Source organism: Mycobacterium sp. SP-6446 (assembly GCF_001954045.1).
Classification (GTDB): Bacteria; Actinomycetota; Actinomycetes; order Mycobacteriales; family Mycobacteriaceae; genus Mycobacterium.
In genome coordinates this window covers 35,869-52,032 of the sequence record NZ_MBEM01000081.1, presented here as the reverse complement: position 1 = coordinate 52,032, position 16,164 = coordinate 35,869, and the positions used below count along the sequence as shown (strand labels likewise).

Below are 16,164 nucleotides of genomic sequence, written 5' to 3'. Positions count from 1 at the left end.
GGGGGAGCGGGCGGGTCACAGTTTCGATTTGGCGGGCGAGATTCCATTGCGGGCACGGCTTTTCCGGGTTGGTCCGGATGATCATGTGTTGGTGGCGGTGGTGCACCATATCGCGGCCGATGGCTGGTCGATCACCCCACTGGTGACCGATCTCGGGGAGGCGTATCGGGCGCGACAGCAGGACCGTATCCCGGACTGGGTGCCGTTGCCGGTGCAGTATGTCGACTACACGCTGTGGCAGCGGGACCAATTCGGTGATCTCGACGATCGTGACAGTCTGATTACCGAGCAGCTGGCCTATTGGGAGCAGGCTTTGGCCGGGATGCCCGAGCGGCTGGCCTTGCCCACCGACCGGCCCTACCCGCGGATCGCCGATCAGCGCGGCGCCAGCGTGTCCCTGGAGTGGCCCGCCGAGTTGCAGCAGCGAGTGCGCGAACTCGCCGGAGAACACCATGCGACCAGTTTTATGGTCGTGCAGGCGGCCCTGGCGGTGTTGTTGGGCAAGCTCAGCGCCAGTAACGATGTGGCCGTGGGCTTCCCGATCGCGGGACGGCGTGACCCGGCGCTCGACGGGCTGATCGGATTCTTCGTCAACACCTTGGTGTTGCGCGTCGACCTGGCCGGAGATCCCACCGCCGCAGAGGTCATGGCCCAGGTGCGACAACGCAGCCTGGCCGCCTATGAACACCAGGACGTGCCGTTCGAGGTGCTCGTCGATCGGCTCAACCCCGCCCGAAGCCTCGCTCATCATCCGCTGGTGCAGGTGATGCTGGCCTGGCAGAACCTGCCCGGACACCTCAGCGAGCCCACCGGATTGGCATTGGGCGATTTACACGTCACCCAGTTGCCGGTGGACACTCACACCGCCCGAACCGATCTGTCGTTGTCGTTGGCCGAGCGCTGGACCGATGACGGTGAGCCCGCCGGTATCGCCGGCACGGTGGAATTTCGCACCGACGTCTTCGACACCCCCACCATCCAAACCCTGATCGAACGCCTCCAGCGGGTGCTGGAGGCAATGACCGCCGAACCCACCCGTCGGTTGTCGTCGGTGGATGTGCTCGATGCTGCGGAGCACGCCCGCCTCGACGAGATCGGTAACCGAAAGACGCTGACCCAGCCCCCATCCGCGCCGGCATCGATCCCAGCATTGTTCGGCGCGCAAGTCGTGCGCGCACCCGAATCGGTGGCGGTGAGCTTCGAGGGCCGCACCCTGACGTATCGGGAGTTGGATGAGGCGGCGAATCGGTTGGCGCACTTGCTGATCGGTGTGGGTGCCGGCCCCGGTGAGTGTGCGGCGCTGCTGCTGCCGCGCTCCGCCGAGGCCGTCGTGGCGATGCTTGCGGTGCTCAAGGCCGGGGCGGCCTATCTGCCGATCGACCCGTCGCATCCCGACGCGCGAATCGCGTTCATGCTGACCGACGCCGCACCCATCGCCGCGATCACCACCACCGAGTTGGCCGGGCGGCTGAACGGCCATGACGTGCTCATCGTCGATATCGACGACACCCGCGTCACGACCCAGCCCGGCATCGCACCACCCGCACCGGCCCCCGACGACGTCGCGTACCTGATTTACACGTCGGGCACCACCGGGGTGCCCAAAGGCGTGGCCGTCGCCCATCGCAATGTGAGCCGGCTGCTGGAGGCACTGGACGCCGACTTGGAGCTCTCGGGCCCCGGGGTGTGGACGCAGTGCCACTCCCATGCGTTCGACTTCTCGGTGTGGGAGATCTGGGGTGCGCTGTTGCACGGCGGGCGGCTGGTGGTGGTGCCCGAGTCGGTGACCCGATCGCCGGAAGACCTGCACGCCCTGCTGGTGGCCGAGCGGGTCACCGTGCTGAGCCAGACGCCGTCGGCGTTTTATGCGCTGCAGGCCGTCGATGGGCTGGCGCCCGGGCGAGGGGATCGGCTCGAGCTCGAGGCGGTGGTGTTCGGCGGCGAAGCGCTCGACCCCCCGCGTCTTGGGTCGTGGCTGCATCATCGCCCGGGATCGCCGCGCCTGATCAACATGTACGGCATCACCGAGACGACGGTGCATGCCTCGGTGCGCGAGATCGTCGGCACCGACCTCGACAGCTACGCCAGTCCTATTGGGCTGCCGTTGGCCGACCTCGGCTTTTTTGTGCTCGATGGGTCGCTGCGGCCGGTGCCGGCTGGTGTGGTCGGCGAGTTGTTTGTGGCCGGGGCGGGGCTGGCGTATGGGTATGTCGGCCGCTCGGGGTTGACTGCGTCGCGGTTTGTGGCCTGCCCGTACGGGGCTCCCGGGGCGCGCATGTACCGCACCGGGGATTTGGTGCGCTGGGGCGCCGATGGCCAACTGCTATACGTGGGCCGCGCCGATGAGCAGGTCAAGGTTCGTGGGTATCGCATCGAACTCGGCGAAATCCAAACGGCCCTAACCGAACTCGATGGCGTCCAGCAGGCAGTCGTCATCGCCCGCGAAGACCGCCCCGGTGACAATCGCCTCGTCGGCTACGTCACCGGCATCGCCGATCCCGCTCAGTTGCGCACCGAACTGGCCGAACGGTTGCCGGCCTATATGGTGCCCGCGGCGGTGGTGGCGATCGAGGCGATGCCGCTGACGCCGAACGGGAAACTCGACACCCGCGCCCTGCCCGCGCCCGAGTACTCCGATGGTGAGCGGTACCGTCCCCCGGGCAACCCGGTCGAGGAGATCCTGGCCGGCATCTATGCGCAAGCCCTCGGCGTGGAACGGGTCGGCATCGACGACGCATTCTTCGACCTGGGTGGCGACAGCATCTTGGCGATCCAGGTGGTGGCGCGGGCCCGCATTGCCGGAATTCGGTGCCGGCCGCGCGACATTTTCGTCGAGCAGACCGTGGCCCGGCTGGCGGCTGTGGTCGAAGTGGCCACCGGCGCGGGTGACGTGATCGATGCCGGCGTCGGGGCGGTGGTGCCGACCCCGATCATGCGCTGGCTGCAAGGCGTCGAGGGCCCGGTGGAGCAGTTCAACCAGACGATGGTCGTGCAGGCGCCCGCAGGGGTGACCGGGGCCGACGTGGTGGTGCTGCTGCAGGCATTGCTGGACCGCCATGCCATGTTGCGGCTGCGGGTCGACGACGACTGGTCGCTGACCGTGCCCGAGGCGGGATCGCTGGACGCCGGCGCGTGCCTGCAATCCGTCGACGCGTTGTCCGACGAGGCACTAGTGGCGGCGCGCGCTAGGTTGAACCCAGCCACCGGGACGATGCTCAGCGCGCTGTGGGTCGCCGGTACGGGCCAGTTGGCATTAATCATTCACCATCTAGCCGTCGACGGAGTGTCCTGGCGAATCCTGTTGGAGGACCTCAACATTGCCTGGGCGCAGCATCGCGGTGGGCAACCGGTGGTGTTGCCGGCGGGCGGGACATCGTTCGCGCGGTGGGCCTCGCTGCTGGCCGAGCACGCGCGGGCCCCGCAAGTCGTGAACCAGGCCACGATGTGGCGCCAGGTGGCGACGACCCCAGCGATATTGCCGCCGGTGCAACCCGAGACGGACACCTATGCGAGCGCCGGGCACCTGTCGTTGGAGCTGGATGCCGAGACGACACGGATGCTGCTCGGTGAGGTCCCGGCGGCGTTTCACGCTGGGGTGCAAGACATTTTGCTGATCGCGTTCGCTTTGGCGTGGGCGCAGATGATGGGCACCGGCAGCGCGCCGATCGGCATCGCGGTGGAGGGGCACGGGCGCCACGAGGAACTGGCCGCCGAGGTCGACCTGACCCGCACGGTGGGGTGGTTCACCACCAAATTCCCGGTGGCGCTCACAGTCGGCGGGCTGTCCTGGGCGCAGGTCCTGGGCGGCGAGGCCGCGCTGGGGGCGGTGATCAAAGACGCCAAAGAGCAGCTCCGCGCCCATCCGGACGGATTGACGTATGGTCTGCTGCGCTACCTGAACGCCGATGTCGACTTGGCCGGGTCCGACCCGGCGATCGGGTTCAACTATCTCGGGCGCCTCGGCGCCCCGCCGGCCTACGCGTCCGGGGATGTGTGGCTGGTCAGCCAGGAAGGTTTGTCGGCAACCGGTGCGGCAGGGGCGATTTCGATGCCGTTGCCGCATACCGTCGAGCTGAACGCCGGCACCGTCGACACCGACAGCGGCCCGCAGCTGCACGCCAACTGGACCTGGGCGCCCTCGGCGTTGGATCAAACCACGGTCGGCCGGCTGGCCCGGTTGTGGTTCGACGCGCTGGCCGGCATCTGCGCACACGTGCGCGCTGGTGGTGGCGGGTTGACGCCGTCGGATATCGCGCCTGCCCGGATGACCCAACAGCAGATCGACGAGCTGCAGCGGGATTACCCGATCGCCGACGTCTTGCCGTTGACGCCCCTGCAGCAGGGGTTGCTCTTTCACGCCAGAGCGGCGCGGGGCTCCGGCGATGATGCGTATGCGGTGCAGTTCGGAATCACCGTGACCGGCGAGCTCGATCAGCACCGGCTGCGCGCCGCGGCACACGCCGTCGTCGGCCGCTACCCCAACCTGGCGGCGCGATACCTGGAGCGTTTCGACGAGCCGGTGCAGATTATCCCGGCCAATCCCGAGGTGCCCTGGCGGTACGTCGAATTCGACGGCGACGATATCGAGGAGCGGATCGGGCGGTTCTGCGCGGCCGAGCGCGCGGCCGTGCGCAATCTGACCCACGAGCCGCCTTTCCGGGTCGCGTTGATCCGCATCGGGCCACAGCGGCACCGCATCGTATTGACCAATCACCACATCGCACTCGACGGCTGGTCGACGCCGATCCTGCTGGCGGAAATCTTCGCCGGCTACCAGGGGCAGCGGCTGCCAGCGCCGGTGCCGTATCGCAGCTTCCTAGCCTGGCTGGCCGATCGTGACCTTGACGCCGCCCGCGCGTCCTGGCGCGAGGTGTTGGCCGGCGTTGACGCTCCCACGCTGGTGGGACCGCCCGATCGACTGGGCCTGGGGCCGCGGACCGTCGCATCGTTCCGCGTGCCCGAGCCCACCACCCGCGCCGTCAGCGAGCTGGCCCGGTCGCGCCACACGACGGTCAACATCGTGCTGCAGGGTGCGTGGGCGCAGCTACTCATGTGGCTGACCGGTCAGCGCGATGTCGTCTTCGGTGCCGTGGTCTCGGGTCGGCCGGCTGAGCTGGCCGGCGTGGAGTCGATGGTGGGATTGTTGATCAACACGGTGCCGGTGCGGGCGCACATCACGCCGGCGACCACCGCCGTCGACCTGATCGACGAGCTGCACAGCGGCAACGCTAAAACCATTGAGCACCAACATCTTTCACTTAGCGAGATCCATCGCATCGCCGGTCACGATCAGCTGTTCGACACCGTTTTCGTCTACGAGAACTATCCGACCGACACCGCGGCATCGGTGGGCGCCGACGAGCTGGCCATCGGTGAGCTCACCAACCGCGACTATTACCACTACCCGCTCACGATCCAGGCTGGGCCGGGCCCGGAATTGCAGCTGCGCGTTCAATATCGCACCGACGTTTTCGCCATCGCTGGTGTCGAAGCGTTGATGGAGCGGTTTACGCGAGTGTTGGCCGCCATGACCGCCGACCCGGAGCGCCCGCTGTCGTCACTCGATGACGGTGAGCGCGCCTGGGCCAACCGGATGGTGGCGATTCGGCCCGCCACGGTGTCGGCGCAAGAGCGTCATGAGGCCGGCGAGGGCGCTCCGACGACTGGGGTCGAGGAGATGCTGGCCGACATCTACGCGCACGTGCTCGGGATAGACCGCGTCGGAGTCGACGACTCATTTTTCGACCTGGGCGGGGATTCGCTGTCGGCGATGCGGGCGATCGCCGCGATCAACGCGGCCCTGGGTATCGACCTCGCGGTGTCCACCCTGTTCGACGCGCCGTCGGTTCGACGTCTCAGCCAGCAGGCGAACCCGGCAACGAGAAGTTCAAGTGGCGAGCCGGCCGGCAACTTGTAAGGCGGGCGGCTGTCACCACATCAGTGGGACCAGGCGATAGCGAACCTTCTGTGTGTACGAGCGGTATCCCTCCAATTCCTTTCGGAGAAGGGCTTCTTCGTCGCGGATGCGCAGACCGAGCACGATGACGCCGGGTATCACGAAGGCGAGGCCCCAGTAGGAGCCGAGCGCAAGGGGGATGCCGACCATCATGATCACGTTGCCGGTGTACATGGGGTGGCGCACCAGCCCGTACAGCCCGGTGGACGCCAGCTTCTGGTCCGCCTCCACTTGGACGGTCGTGGCCGCGTAGCTGTTCTGGATGACCACCAGCATCACCACACTCAGCCCGACGACTACGAGAACATCGCCGACCAAGCAGATGGCGGTGGGCACCGTCGACCAGCCGAAGCGATGGTCGACGGCGCTGAGCACAATCGCCGACGCGAGCGACAGATACCAGCCGACGATGATGACCTTCTGCACGGGCCGGGTCTCCGCGGTTGGCCCGCCCCGCGTTCGCCTTTCGAGCGCTTCGGGATTGGTGCGCAACAAGTAGATGCCGGGGATCCACGTCGACAGGGACGACGCCGCGAGGAATACCCATGCTTGCCAGTAGTTGAGAGTGCCGGCCGTCCCAAACAAGATCAAGCCGAAGACGACCGGGTCGAGCAGGCCGAATAGCAACCTCTTAATAACCGAATTCAACCGAGCCTCCCTATCATGCGTACCGCACGCTAACAGGTGACGCCGCTGCGCCGGGAAGCCGCCGGGAGTTGCGTTCAGCCGCGCGTGATCGCTGCCCAGCCGCCGAGCCGAGTAATTGTCGGCCGTCTGCCCCGCGTGGGTGGCAAAAAAGATTTTGAAAAAAAGGGTTTAGAACGTATTGACCCGGGTTATTCCACACGCGTTTGATTGAGCTATTGCACACGTGTTCGGCAGGGCAAAGGGGTGCGGTATGGCTGGCTTCAAGAGAATCATTGTCGTGTTGATCCTCACCCTCACCGCCCTGCTGGCGAGCAGCTGCGCGGGGTGTAATGGGGCCACGTCATTCCTACGCGTAGCAACCGATTCCATCCAGAATGATCCGATGGCAGTAAATGTCGTGCATGCAGAAGAACAGGTCTGCGTCGCCCATTCGAGCTAGTCGTTTTGCGCGGTCGTTCCGCGCAGTTATCAGGGCTCAAATATCCAATCTTGAATTCGCCTGCGGAGCCACTTTTAAAACAATTTGCTGACCAATTGCCGACCTTGCCTTACCGCAGGTTCGTAAAACCCGGCAGAACGATGCAGTTGGTCGGATCACTGGCGCGTCACGAGACTCAGGTCTTTGAGGGCACGGCGCCAGTTTGGGGTGCCCTCGGTGGGATTCGAACCCACACTGGACGGGTTTTGAGTCCGTTTCCTCTGCCAGTTGGGATACGAGGGCTTGATTCTGCTTGAGTTCGGCCTCCTACCTTAGAGGCAGCCTCCCACCATAGAGGATTCGGCGTGGGCACCGGTCTGACCCGCCCCGAGGTCGTCGGCCTCGCGGGTTCACGACACAATGTGCGTCATGACAGGCCCCACGACCGACACCGACGCCGCCGTGCCGCGCCGGGTCCTGATCGCGGAAGACGAAGCGCTCATCCGCATGGACCTGGCCGAGATGCTGCGAGAGGAGGGCTACGAAATCGTCGGCGAGGCCGGCGACGGCCAGGAGGCCGTCGAACTGGCCGAGCAGCATAAGCCCGATCTGGTGATCATGGACGTCAAGATGCCGCGCCGCGACGGGATCGACGCGGCGTCGGAAATCGCCAGCAAGCGCATCGCGCCGATCGTGGTGCTGACCGCGTTCAGCCAGCGCGATCTGGTCGAGCGGGCCCGCGACGCCGGCGCGATGGCGTACCTGGTGAAGCCATTCACCATCAGCGACCTAATTCCGGCCATCGAATTGGCGGTCAGCCGGTTCGGCGAGATCGCCGAGTTAGAAAAGGAAGTGGCGACACTGTCCGACCGGCTGGAGACCCGCAAGCTGGTCGAACGCGCCAAGGGCCTGCTGCAGACGAAGCAGGGCATGACCGAGCCCGAGGCCTTCAAGTGGATTCAGCGTGCCGCCATGGACCGGCGGACCACCATGAAACGGGTCGCCGAAGTCGTCCTGGAAACCCTCGGGGACGCCCCCGCCGAAGAGTCCAAGTAGCCGTTCGCTAGCGAGCGTGCGCTGACGGCGTCGAGTGTGCGCCCTGGTCGCCCAGCTTGCACACTCAGTGGGAGGAGACGGGCAGGGGTCGCTATCGCGCGACGATCACCGACGAACCGTGTCCGAACAGTCCCTGGTTGGCGGTGACGCCCACCGTGGCGTCCTCCACCTGCCGGCCGGTGGCCTGGCCACGCAGCTGCCACGTCAACTCGCAGACCTGAGCGATCGCCTGGGCGGGGATGGCCTCGCCGAAACAGGCCAGTCCGCCCGACGGGTTGACCGGGATCTTGCCGCCGATGGTGGTCGCACCGCTGCGCAGCAGCGCCTCGGCCTCGCCCTTGGCGCACAGCCCCAGGTGCTCGTACCAGTCGAGCTCCAGCGCGGTGGATAGGTCATAGACCTCGGCCAGGCTCAGGTCCTCGGGCCCGATGCCCGCCTCGGCGTAGGCCGCGTCAAGGATCTGATCCTTGAACACCCGCTCCGGCGCGGCCACAACAGCGGTGGAATCCGTTGCGATGTCCGGTAATTCGGGCAGGTGCTGCGGGTAGCGCGGGGTGACGGTGCTGATCGCGCGCACCGAGGGCACCCCGTCCAGCGAGCCGAGATGTTCGCGGGCGAACCTGGCGCTGGCGACAATGAGCGCCGCGGCACCGTCGGAGGTGGCGCAGATGTCGAGCTGCCGAAGCGGGTCGGAGACCACCGGGCTGGCCAGCACGTCCTCGACCGAGGATTCCTTGCGGTAGCGGGCGTTCGGGTTCTGCAGGCCGTGCTGAGAGTTCTTGACCTTCACTTGAGCGAAGTCCTCCGACGTCGCCCCGTACAAGTCCATCCGCCGGCGCGCCAGCAGCGCGAAGTACACCGGGTTCATCGCGCCGATCAGGTGGAACCGCTGCCAGTCGGGGTCGTTCTTGCGTTCACCGCCGACTGGAGCGAACGCGCCTTTGGGAGTGGTGTCGGCGCCGATGACCAGCGCGACGTCGCAGAATCCGGCCAGGATGTGGGCGCGGGCGCTCTGCAGCGCCTGCGAACCGCTGGCGCAGGCGGCGTAGCTCGAGCTGACCGGCACGCCGTTCCAGCCGAGCTTCTGTGCGAACGTCGACCCCGCGATAAAGCCCGGGTAGCCGTTGCGGATAGTGTCGGCGCCGGCAACCAGCTGGATCTGTTGCCAATCCAGCCCGGCCTCCGCCAGCGCGGCCCGCGCTGCGATCACACCGTATTCGGTGAAATCACGGCCCCATTTGCCCCAGGGGTGCATTCCGGCGCCGAGAATGTACAGCGGTTCGGGAGTGCTCATGAGGCCACCTTCCAGGCGTGCACGAGGCGCTCGACGCCGTCATCATCGGTGAACAGCGGCATGGTGGTCAGTTCCATCTGCATGCCGACCTTCAGGTCCGCCGCCAGCGTGCCCTCGACGACCTTGCCGAGCACGATGATTCCCTCGTTGGCCAGCTCGACCGCGGCGATGGCGAAGGGTTCGAACGGGTCCGCCGCGGGGTAGGGCGCGGGCGGGGGATACCGATTTTCGGTGTAGCTCCACAGCGTCCCGCGGGTCGACAACGCGACGGACTCCAGGGTGTCGCTGGCGCACCCCGGGTTCGGGCAGTTGTTCTCCCTGGGCGGGAAAACATATGTTCCGCACGCGGGGCACTTGCTGCCGATCAGATGGGGATTTCCGGCGTCGTCGGCGGCGAACCAGCCGTCGATCGCGGCTTGTGTACTGGTGACCTCTGGCACTCGGTCAGACTACCCAGCCCAAACACAAAACTGAAACGTGTTGCAGTTCTGCCGCGGGGCTGCACCGATGACTTCGGCGGGCCCCGGCGGTCATACCGGTGTGAGCCGAGCGAAGGAGAGCCCCATGGTGATCGTCGCGGGATACCTTGTCGTCGAGCCGCAGCGGCGAGCCGAATATCTGGCCGGATGCGAGGCCGTCGTGCGTCAAGCCCGCCGAACGTCGGGCTGCCTCGACTTCGCGATCAGCGCCGACCTGCTCGATCCGAGTCGCATCGCCATCTTCGAACGCTGGGAGTCGCGGTCCGCCGTCGATGCGTTCCGCGGCAGCGGACCCAGTGATGAACAGCAAGGCTTGATCGTGTGCGCGTCGGTTTCCGAGTACGACGTGGGCGCCGAGCGGCGGCTCACTTGATGTCACGAGGGGTGCCTAGAGTGTGAGCCGTGAGCACCGCCAGCGAGGAACAGACCAAGCCGACGCTGATGCTGCTGGACGGCAATTCACTGGCTTTCCGCGCGTTCTACGCGCTGCCCGCCGAGAACTTCAAGACCCGTGGCGGGCTGACCACCAACGCGGTGTACGGATTCACCGCGATGCTGATCAACCTGCTCCGCGACGAGGCCCCGACGCACATCGCCGCCGCGTTCGACGTGTCACGGCAGACCTTCCGTTCCGAGCGCTACCCCGAATACAAGGCCAACCGATCCTCGACGCCCGACGAGTTTCACGGGCAGATCGACATCACCAAGGAAGTGCTGGGCGCACTTGGCATCACGGTGCTCGCGGAACCGGGATTCGAAGCCGACGACCTCATCGCCACGCTGGCCACCCAGGCCGAAAACGAGGGATACCGCGTGCTGGTGGTCACCGGTGACCGCGACTCCCTGCAGTTGGTCAGCGACGACGTGACGGTGCTGTACCCGCGCAAGGGCGTCAGCGAGCTCACCCGCTTCACCCCCGATGCCGTCGTCGAGAAGTACGGGCTGACCCCCGCGCAATATCCCGACTTCGCCGCCCTGCGCGGCGACCCCAGCGACAACCTGCCCGGCATCCCCGGCGTGGGGGAGAAGACCGCCTCGAAGTGGATCGTCGAATACGGCTCGCTGCAGGGGTTGGTCGACAACGTCGAGTCGGTGCGCGGCAAGGTGGGCGACGCGTTGCGCGCGCATCTGGCCAGCGTGGTGCGCAACCGGGAGCTCACCGACCTGGTGAAAGACGTGCCGCTGGCGCAGACCCCGGACACGCTGCGGCTGCAGCCGTGGGACCGCGACCAGATCCACCGGCTCTTCGACGACCTGGAATTCCGGGTGTTGCGTGACCGCCTGTTCGACACGCTGGCCGCCGTCGAGCCCGAGGTCGATGAGGGTTTCGACGTGCGCGGCGGCGCACTGGACGCCGGCACCGTAGGACAGTGGCTGGCCGAGCACGCCAGCGACGGGCGCCGCTGCGGGCTGGCGGTCGTCGGTACGCACCTGCCCTACGAGGGCGACGCCACCGCGCTGGCCATCGCCGCCGCCGACGGGGAAGGCGCGTACGTCGACACCGCGGCGTTGACCCCCGACGACGACGCCGCACTGGGGGCGTGGCTCGCCGATCCCGCGAAACCCAAAGCGCTGCATGAGGCGAAGCTGGCCATGCACGACCTGTGGGGCCGCGGCTGGACGCTGAGCGGCGTCACGTCCGACACCGCGCTGGCGGCCTACGTGGTGCGGCCGGGTCAACGCAGCTTCACCCTGGACGACCTGTCGCTGCGCTACCTGCGTCGCGAACTGCGCGCGGAAACACCCGAGCAGCAACAACTTTCGCTGCTCGACGACTTGGACGAGGCGGGCGGCGTCGACGAGCAAGCCGTCCAGACGGTGATCCTGCGGGCCCGCGCGGTGGTGGATCTGGCCGATGCGCTGGACGCCGAGCTGGAGCGCATCGACTCGACGGCATTGCTGGCCGAGATGGAGCTGCCCGTTCAGCAGGTGCTGGCGCACATGGAAAACGCCGGCATCGCAGTGGATTTGCGGCTGCTGACCGAACTGCAGAGCCAATTCGGCGACCAGATCCGCGATGCCGCGGAGGCCGCGTACGCCGTCATCGGCAAGCAGATCAATCTGGGCTCACCGAAACAGTTGCAGGTGGTGCTGTTCGACGAGCTGGGCATGCCGAAGACCAAACGAACCAAGACCGGCTACACCACCGATGCCGATGCCCTGCAATCGCTGTTCGACAAGACCGAACATCCGTTCTTGCAACACCTGCTCGCCCACCGCGACGTCACCCGGCTGAAGATCACCGTCGACGGGTTGCTCAATTCGGTGGCCGGCGACGGGCGCATCCACACCACGTTCAACCAGACCATCGCGGCGACCGGCAGGTTGTCGTCGACGGAGCCCAACCTGCAGAACATCCCGATCCGCACCGACGCCGGCCGCCAGATCCGGGATGCGTTCGTGGTCGGCAAGGGGCCCGATGGCCCGATGGCCGAGCTGATGACGGCCGACTACAGCCAGATCGAGATGCGAATCATGGCGCACCTGTCCCGCGATGCAGGCCTCATCGAGGCGTTCAACACCGGCGAGGACCTGCACTCGTTCGTCGCTTCACGCGCTTTTGGCGTGCCGATCGAGGAAGTCACCGCCGAATTGCGCCGCCGGGTGAAGGCGATGTCGTACGGATTGGCCTACGGGCTCAGCGCATATGGCTTGGCCGCCCAACTGAAGATCTCCACCGAGGAGGCGAAAGTCCAGATGGACCAATACTTCGCCCGATTCGGCGGAGTGCGCGACTACCTGATGGACGTCGTGGAGCAGGCCCGCAAGGACGGCTACACCTCAACGGTATTGGGCCGTCGGCGTTATCTTCCCGAGCTGGACAGCAGCAATCGACAGGTACGCGAGGCCGCCGAGCGGGCGGCGCTCAACGCGCCGATCCAGGGCAGCGCGGCCGACATCATCAAGGTGGCGATGATCGAAGTCGACAAGGCGATCAAGGACGCCGGGCTCTCGTCGCGCATGCTTTTGCAGGTCCACGACGAATTGCTGTTCGAAATCGCCCCTGGCGAGCACGAACAGGTCGAAGCGCTGGCACGCGAAAAGATGGGCGGCGCCTACCCGCTGGACGTCCCGCTGGAGGTCTCGGTGGGCTACGGTCGCAGCTGGGACTCAGCGGCGCACTGAAGCCGGATTAGCGCCGCATTACAGCCCGAGTTTGTCCAGCTTGTGCCCTGTCGAGTAGCCTCAACAGGTAAATCCCGAATTGTCCCTACGACCCCACCTGTCCGGAGCAACCCAACAACATGCCGAGTCCCGCCGTCACCTCGCCCCAAGTAGCCGTCAACGACATCGGTTCCAGCGAGGACTTTCTTGCCGCAATAGACAAAACGATCAAGTACTTCAACGATGGCGACATCGTCGAAGGCACCATCGTCAAAGTTGACCGGGACGAGGTGCTCCTCGACATCGGCTACAAGACCGAAGGGGTCATCCCCGCCCGCGAGCTCTCCATCAAGCACGATGTCGACCCCAACGAGGTCGTTTCCGTGGGAGACGAAGTCGAGGCCCTGGTTCTCACCAAGGAGGACAAAGAGGGCCGGCTGATTCTGTCCAAGAAGCGCGCCCAGTACGAGCGCGCCTGGGGCACCATCGAGGCGCTCAAGGAGAAGGACGAGGCCGTCAAGGGCACCGTCATCGAGGTCGTCAAGGGCGGCCTGATCCTCGATATCGGGTTGCGCGGCTTCCTGCCCGCCTCGCTGGTCGAGATGCGCCGGGTGCGCGACCTGCAGCCGTACATCGGCAAGGAGATCGAGGCCAAGATCATCGAGCTGGACAAGAACCGCAACAACGTGGTGCTGTCGCGGCGCGCATGGCTCGAGCAGACCCAGTCCGAGGTGCGCAGCGAGTTCCTCAACCAGCTGCAAAAGGGCGCCATCCGCAAGGGTGTGGTGTCCTCCATCGTCAACTTCGGCGCGTTCGTCGATCTTGGCGGTGTGGACGGCCTGGTGCACGTCTCCGAGTTGTCTTGGAAGCACATCGATCACCCGTCCGAGGTGGTCCAGGTCGGTGACGAGGTCACCGTCGAGGTGCTCGACGTTGACATGGATCGCGAGCGGGTTTCTTTGTCGCTCAAGGCGACTCAGGAAGACCCGTGGCGGCACTTCGCCCGCACCCACGCCATCGGCCAGATCGTGCCGGGCAAGGTCACCAAACTCGTTCCGTTCGGCGCGTTCGTCCGCGTCGAGGAGGGCATCGAGGGCCTGGTGCACATCTCCGAGCTTGCCGAGCGGCACGTCGAGGTGCCGGACCAGGTGGTCGCCGTCGGCGACGATGCAATGGTCAAGGTCATCGACATCGACCTGGAGCGTCGCCGGATCTCGTTGTCGCTCAAGCAGGCTAACGAGGATTACACCGAGGAATTCGACCCCGCGAAGTACGGCATGGCCGACAGCTACGACGAGCAGGGCAACTACATCTTCCCCGAGGGCTTCGACCCGGACACCAACGAGTGGCTGGAAGGATTCGACGCCCAGCGCACCGAGTGGGAGGCGCGCTACGCCGAGGCGGAGCGCCGGCACAAGATGCACACCACGCAGATGGAGAAGTTCGCCGCGGCCGAGGCCGCCGCGCCCAGTGGTGGCGACCAGTCGCCAGGCAACGGCGCTCCCCCCGAGAAGGCCGCCGGAGGGTCGCTGGCCAGCGACGCCCAGCTGGCCGCGCTGCGCGAAAAGCTCGCCGGCAACGCATAATCGCGTTCACGGATGCTGCGCATCGGGTTGACCGGCGGCATCGGCGCCGGAAAATCCGCGCTGTCCGCCACGTTCGCGGAGTGCGGCGGGATCATCGTCGACGGCGACGTCATTGCGCGTGAGGTGGTCCAGCCCGGAACCGAGGGGCTTGCGTCGCTTGTCGACGCGTTCGGCGACGACATCCTGCTAGCCGACGGATCGTTGGATCGGCCGGCGTTGGCCGCCAAGGCCTTCGCCGACGACGATGCGCGCAAGAAGCTCAACGGGATCGTCCACCCGCTGGTGGGCAAGCGGCGCGCGGAGATCATTGCCGCGGTGGCTGAGGATGCCGTCGTCGTCGAAGACATCCCGCTGCTGGTGGAATCCGGGATGGCGCCGTTGTTCCCGCTGGTTGTCGTGGTGCATGCCGATGTCGAGTTGCGGGTGCGGCGGCTGGTCGAGCAACGCGGCATGTCCGAAGATGACGCCCGCGCCAGGATCGCCGCGCAGGCCGACGACGAACAGCGTCGGGCGGTCGCCGACGTGTGGCTGGACAATTCGGGCAGCCAGGCGGATTTGGTGCAGCGGGCGCGCGACGTATGGCACAACCGGATACTGCCGTTCGCCCATAACGTGGCGCAGCACCAGATCGCCCGGGCGCCGGCCCGGTTGGTGCCGGCCGACCCGGCCTGGCCCGACCAGGCGCGGCGTATCGTCGCCCGGCTGCAGACCGCCTGCGGCCACAAGGCGGTGCGGGTCGACCACATCGGATCGACCGCCGTGCCCGGCCTCGACGCGAAGGATGTCATCGACATCCAGATCACGGTCGAATCGTTGGCGGTGGCAGCCGAACTCGCCGAGCCGCTGCTGTCGGTCGGATATCCGCGCGTCGAGGGAATCACGCAGGACGTCGCCCACAGCGACGATCCCGCGTTGTGGCGCAAGCGGTTTCACGCGTCGGCCGATCCCGGCCGGCCGACGAATGTGCATATCCGGGTGGATGGCTGGCCCAATCAGCAGTTCGCGCTGCTATTCGTGGATTGGCTGACGGCCAACCCCGACGCCCGCGCCGACTATCTGGCGGCCAAGCGCGACGCCGAAAAGCAAGGGAAAGGCGACACCGGGACGTACGTTGCCGCCAAGGAGCCGTGGTTTCTCGACGCGTATCGCCGCGCGTGGGAGTGGGCCGACTCAACGGGCTGGCGACCCTAGCCGTACTAACCGGGCAACGGCGCTCCGCATTGCAGCGCACCGCTATTGGGATCGGCATTGCCGAGCGCGGGCCTGACCATCTGGTCGGCTTGCGTGAAAACGTTGTCGTCGACGTCGATCTCGCAATGCACGTTCGCGGCGTACGGGAAACGAAGGACGATCCGGAGCCCGGCTTGCGCCGGGTCGGGTAATACGGTGTTGGCTTCGAATACGTTGCCCGGCATCGAAGGAAGGCTGGTGGTGTTGGTCTGGCCGCCGTTGATCACGAAGGTGGCCTGGCTGCCCGTCGTCAGCGCATCGATCCTGGCGCGGTAGGTGATGTTGTGCAGGTCAGCCCGCGCAGTCGCCGGGCTGAGCTGCGCGCCGGCCGCAACCAGTGTCAGGGCGGCGATCGTCATCCACCTGCGCTTGCTAAGGCTCATAACTGCCGA

11 protein-coding genes and 1 tRNA gene are annotated in these 16,164 nt (G+C 66.4%); 7 read left to right on the top strand and 5 right to left on the bottom strand.

The genetic code is table 11. The annotated features are described in order from the left end of the window. Nucleotides 1-5,917 (top strand): non-ribosomal peptide synthetase (locus tag A5736_RS06615; RefSeq protein WP_083667213.1); only part of this gene is annotated, 5,917 nt, incomplete at its 5' end. Between the two features lie 12 nt (nt 5,918-5,929). On the opposite strand, the gene A5736_RS06610 is transcribed toward A5736_RS06615, so the two are convergent. Beyond that, nucleotides 5,930-6,604: an isoprenylcysteine carboxylmethyltransferase family protein gene (locus A5736_RS06610; protein ID WP_076245195.1), complete on the bottom strand. Its 675-nt coding sequence runs from the start codon at nt 6,602-6,604 to the stop codon at nt 5,930-5,932. Nucleotides 6,605-6,854: 250 nt separating this feature from the next. Here A5736_RS06610 and A5736_RS06605 point away from each other — a divergent pair, with 250 nt between their 5' ends. Then, the gene (locus tag A5736_RS06605; protein ID WP_076126124.1) at nt 6,855-7,043 is read left to right on the top strand and encodes a hypothetical protein; all 189 of its coding nucleotides are present in this window, start codon (nt 6,855-6,857) and stop codon (nt 7,041-7,043) included. A gap of 208 nt (nt 7,044-7,251) precedes the next feature. Here the strand turns inward: A5736_RS06605 and A5736_RS06600 are convergent. Beyond that, a tRNA-Leu gene (locus tag A5736_RS06600) sits at nt 7,252-7,325 on the bottom strand. A 126-nt stretch (nt 7,326-7,451) separates the two neighbouring features. Between A5736_RS06600 and A5736_RS06595 the strand changes: the two genes are divergently transcribed. After that, a complete protein-coding gene (locus tag A5736_RS06595; protein WP_139333166.1) occupies nt 7,452-8,078 on the top strand; it encodes an ANTAR domain-containing response regulator in 627 nt (208 codons plus the stop codon). 91 nt (nt 8,079-8,169) lie between these two features. Here A5736_RS06595 and A5736_RS06590 read toward each other — a convergent pair whose 3' ends face one another. Both A5736_RS06590 and A5736_RS06585 read right to left on the bottom strand, forming a co-directional pair. Further along, nucleotides 8,170-9,372, bottom strand: coding sequence for a lipid-transfer protein (locus tag A5736_RS06590; RefSeq protein WP_076245193.1), 1,203 nt, complete (start codon nt 9,370-9,372; stop codon nt 8,170-8,172). Further along, the gene (locus tag A5736_RS06585) at nt 9,369-9,812 is read right to left on the bottom strand and encodes a Zn-ribbon domain-containing OB-fold protein (protein WP_076064801.1); all 444 of its coding nucleotides are present in this window, start codon (nt 9,810-9,812) and stop codon (nt 9,369-9,371) included. Before A5736_RS06585 ends, A5736_RS06590 begins: the two co-directional genes overlap by 4 nt. Before the next feature lie 124 nt (nt 9,813-9,936). Between A5736_RS06585 and A5736_RS06580 the strand changes: the two genes are divergently transcribed. From A5736_RS06580 to coaE, 4 genes are all read left to right on the top strand, one after another. Beyond that, nucleotides 9,937-10,224, top strand: a complete 288-nt coding sequence (locus A5736_RS06580) for a putative quinol monooxygenase (protein ID WP_076245192.1) — start codon at nt 9,937-9,939, stop codon at nt 10,222-10,224. A 68-nt stretch (nt 10,225-10,292) separates the two neighbouring features. Next, complete coding sequence (gene polA, locus A5736_RS06575) at nt 10,293-12,977, top strand: DNA polymerase I (RefSeq protein ID WP_139333168.1); 2,685 nt, start codon at nt 10,293-10,295, stop codon at nt 12,975-12,977. Nucleotides 12,978-13,096: 119 nt separating this feature from the next. Continuing rightward, nucleotides 13,097-14,542 carry a 30S ribosomal protein S1 gene (rpsA, locus tag A5736_RS06570; RefSeq protein ID WP_076064799.1) on the top strand — a complete coding sequence of 482 codons (1,446 nt, stop codon included), beginning with the start codon at nt 13,097-13,099 and terminating at the stop codon, nt 14,540-14,542. Between the two features lie 12 nt (nt 14,543-14,554). Then, on the top strand, nt 14,555-15,733 hold the full coding sequence (gene coaE / locus A5736_RS06565; protein ID WP_076245188.1) for a dephospho-CoA kinase: 1,179 nt from the start codon (nt 14,555-14,557) through the stop codon (nt 15,731-15,733). Between the two features lie 5 nt (nt 15,734-15,738). Here coaE and A5736_RS06560 read toward each other — a convergent pair whose 3' ends face one another. Further along, a complete protein-coding gene (locus A5736_RS06560; protein ID WP_076126082.1) occupies nt 15,739-16,155 on the bottom strand; it encodes a hypothetical protein in 417 nt (138 codons plus the stop codon). Between the last annotated feature and the right edge of the window lie 9 nt (nt 16,156-16,164).

Bases quoted from the DNA above. Each gene is read 5' to 3' on its own strand.
- A5736_RS06605 (WP_076126124.1), top strand. From the start codon at position 6,855: ATGGCTGGCTTCAAGAGAATCATTGTCGTGTTGATCCTCACCCTCACC.
- A5736_RS06595 (WP_139333166.1), top strand. From the start codon at position 7,452: ATGACAGGCCCCACGACCGACACCGACGCCGCCGTGCCGCGCCGGGTC.
- A5736_RS06590 (WP_076245193.1), bottom strand. From the start codon at position 9,372: ATGAGCACTCCCGAACCGCTGTACATTCTCGGCGCCGGAATGCACCCC.
- A5736_RS06580 (WP_076245192.1), top strand. From the start codon at position 9,937: ATGGTGATCGTCGCGGGATACCTTGTCGTCGAGCCGCAGCGGCGAGCC.
- polA (WP_139333168.1), top strand. From the start codon at position 10,293: ATGCTGCTGGACGGCAATTCACTGGCTTTCCGCGCGTTCTACGCGCTG.
- rpsA (WP_076064799.1), top strand. From the start codon at position 13,097: ATGCCGAGTCCCGCCGTCACCTCGCCCCAAGTAGCCGTCAACGACATC.
- coaE (WP_076245188.1), top strand. From the start codon at position 14,555: ATGCTGCGCATCGGGTTGACCGGCGGCATCGGCGCCGGAAAATCCGCG.
- A5736_RS06560 (WP_076126082.1), bottom strand. From the start codon at position 16,155: ATGAGCCTTAGCAAGCGCAGGTGGATGACGATCGCCGCCCTGACACTG.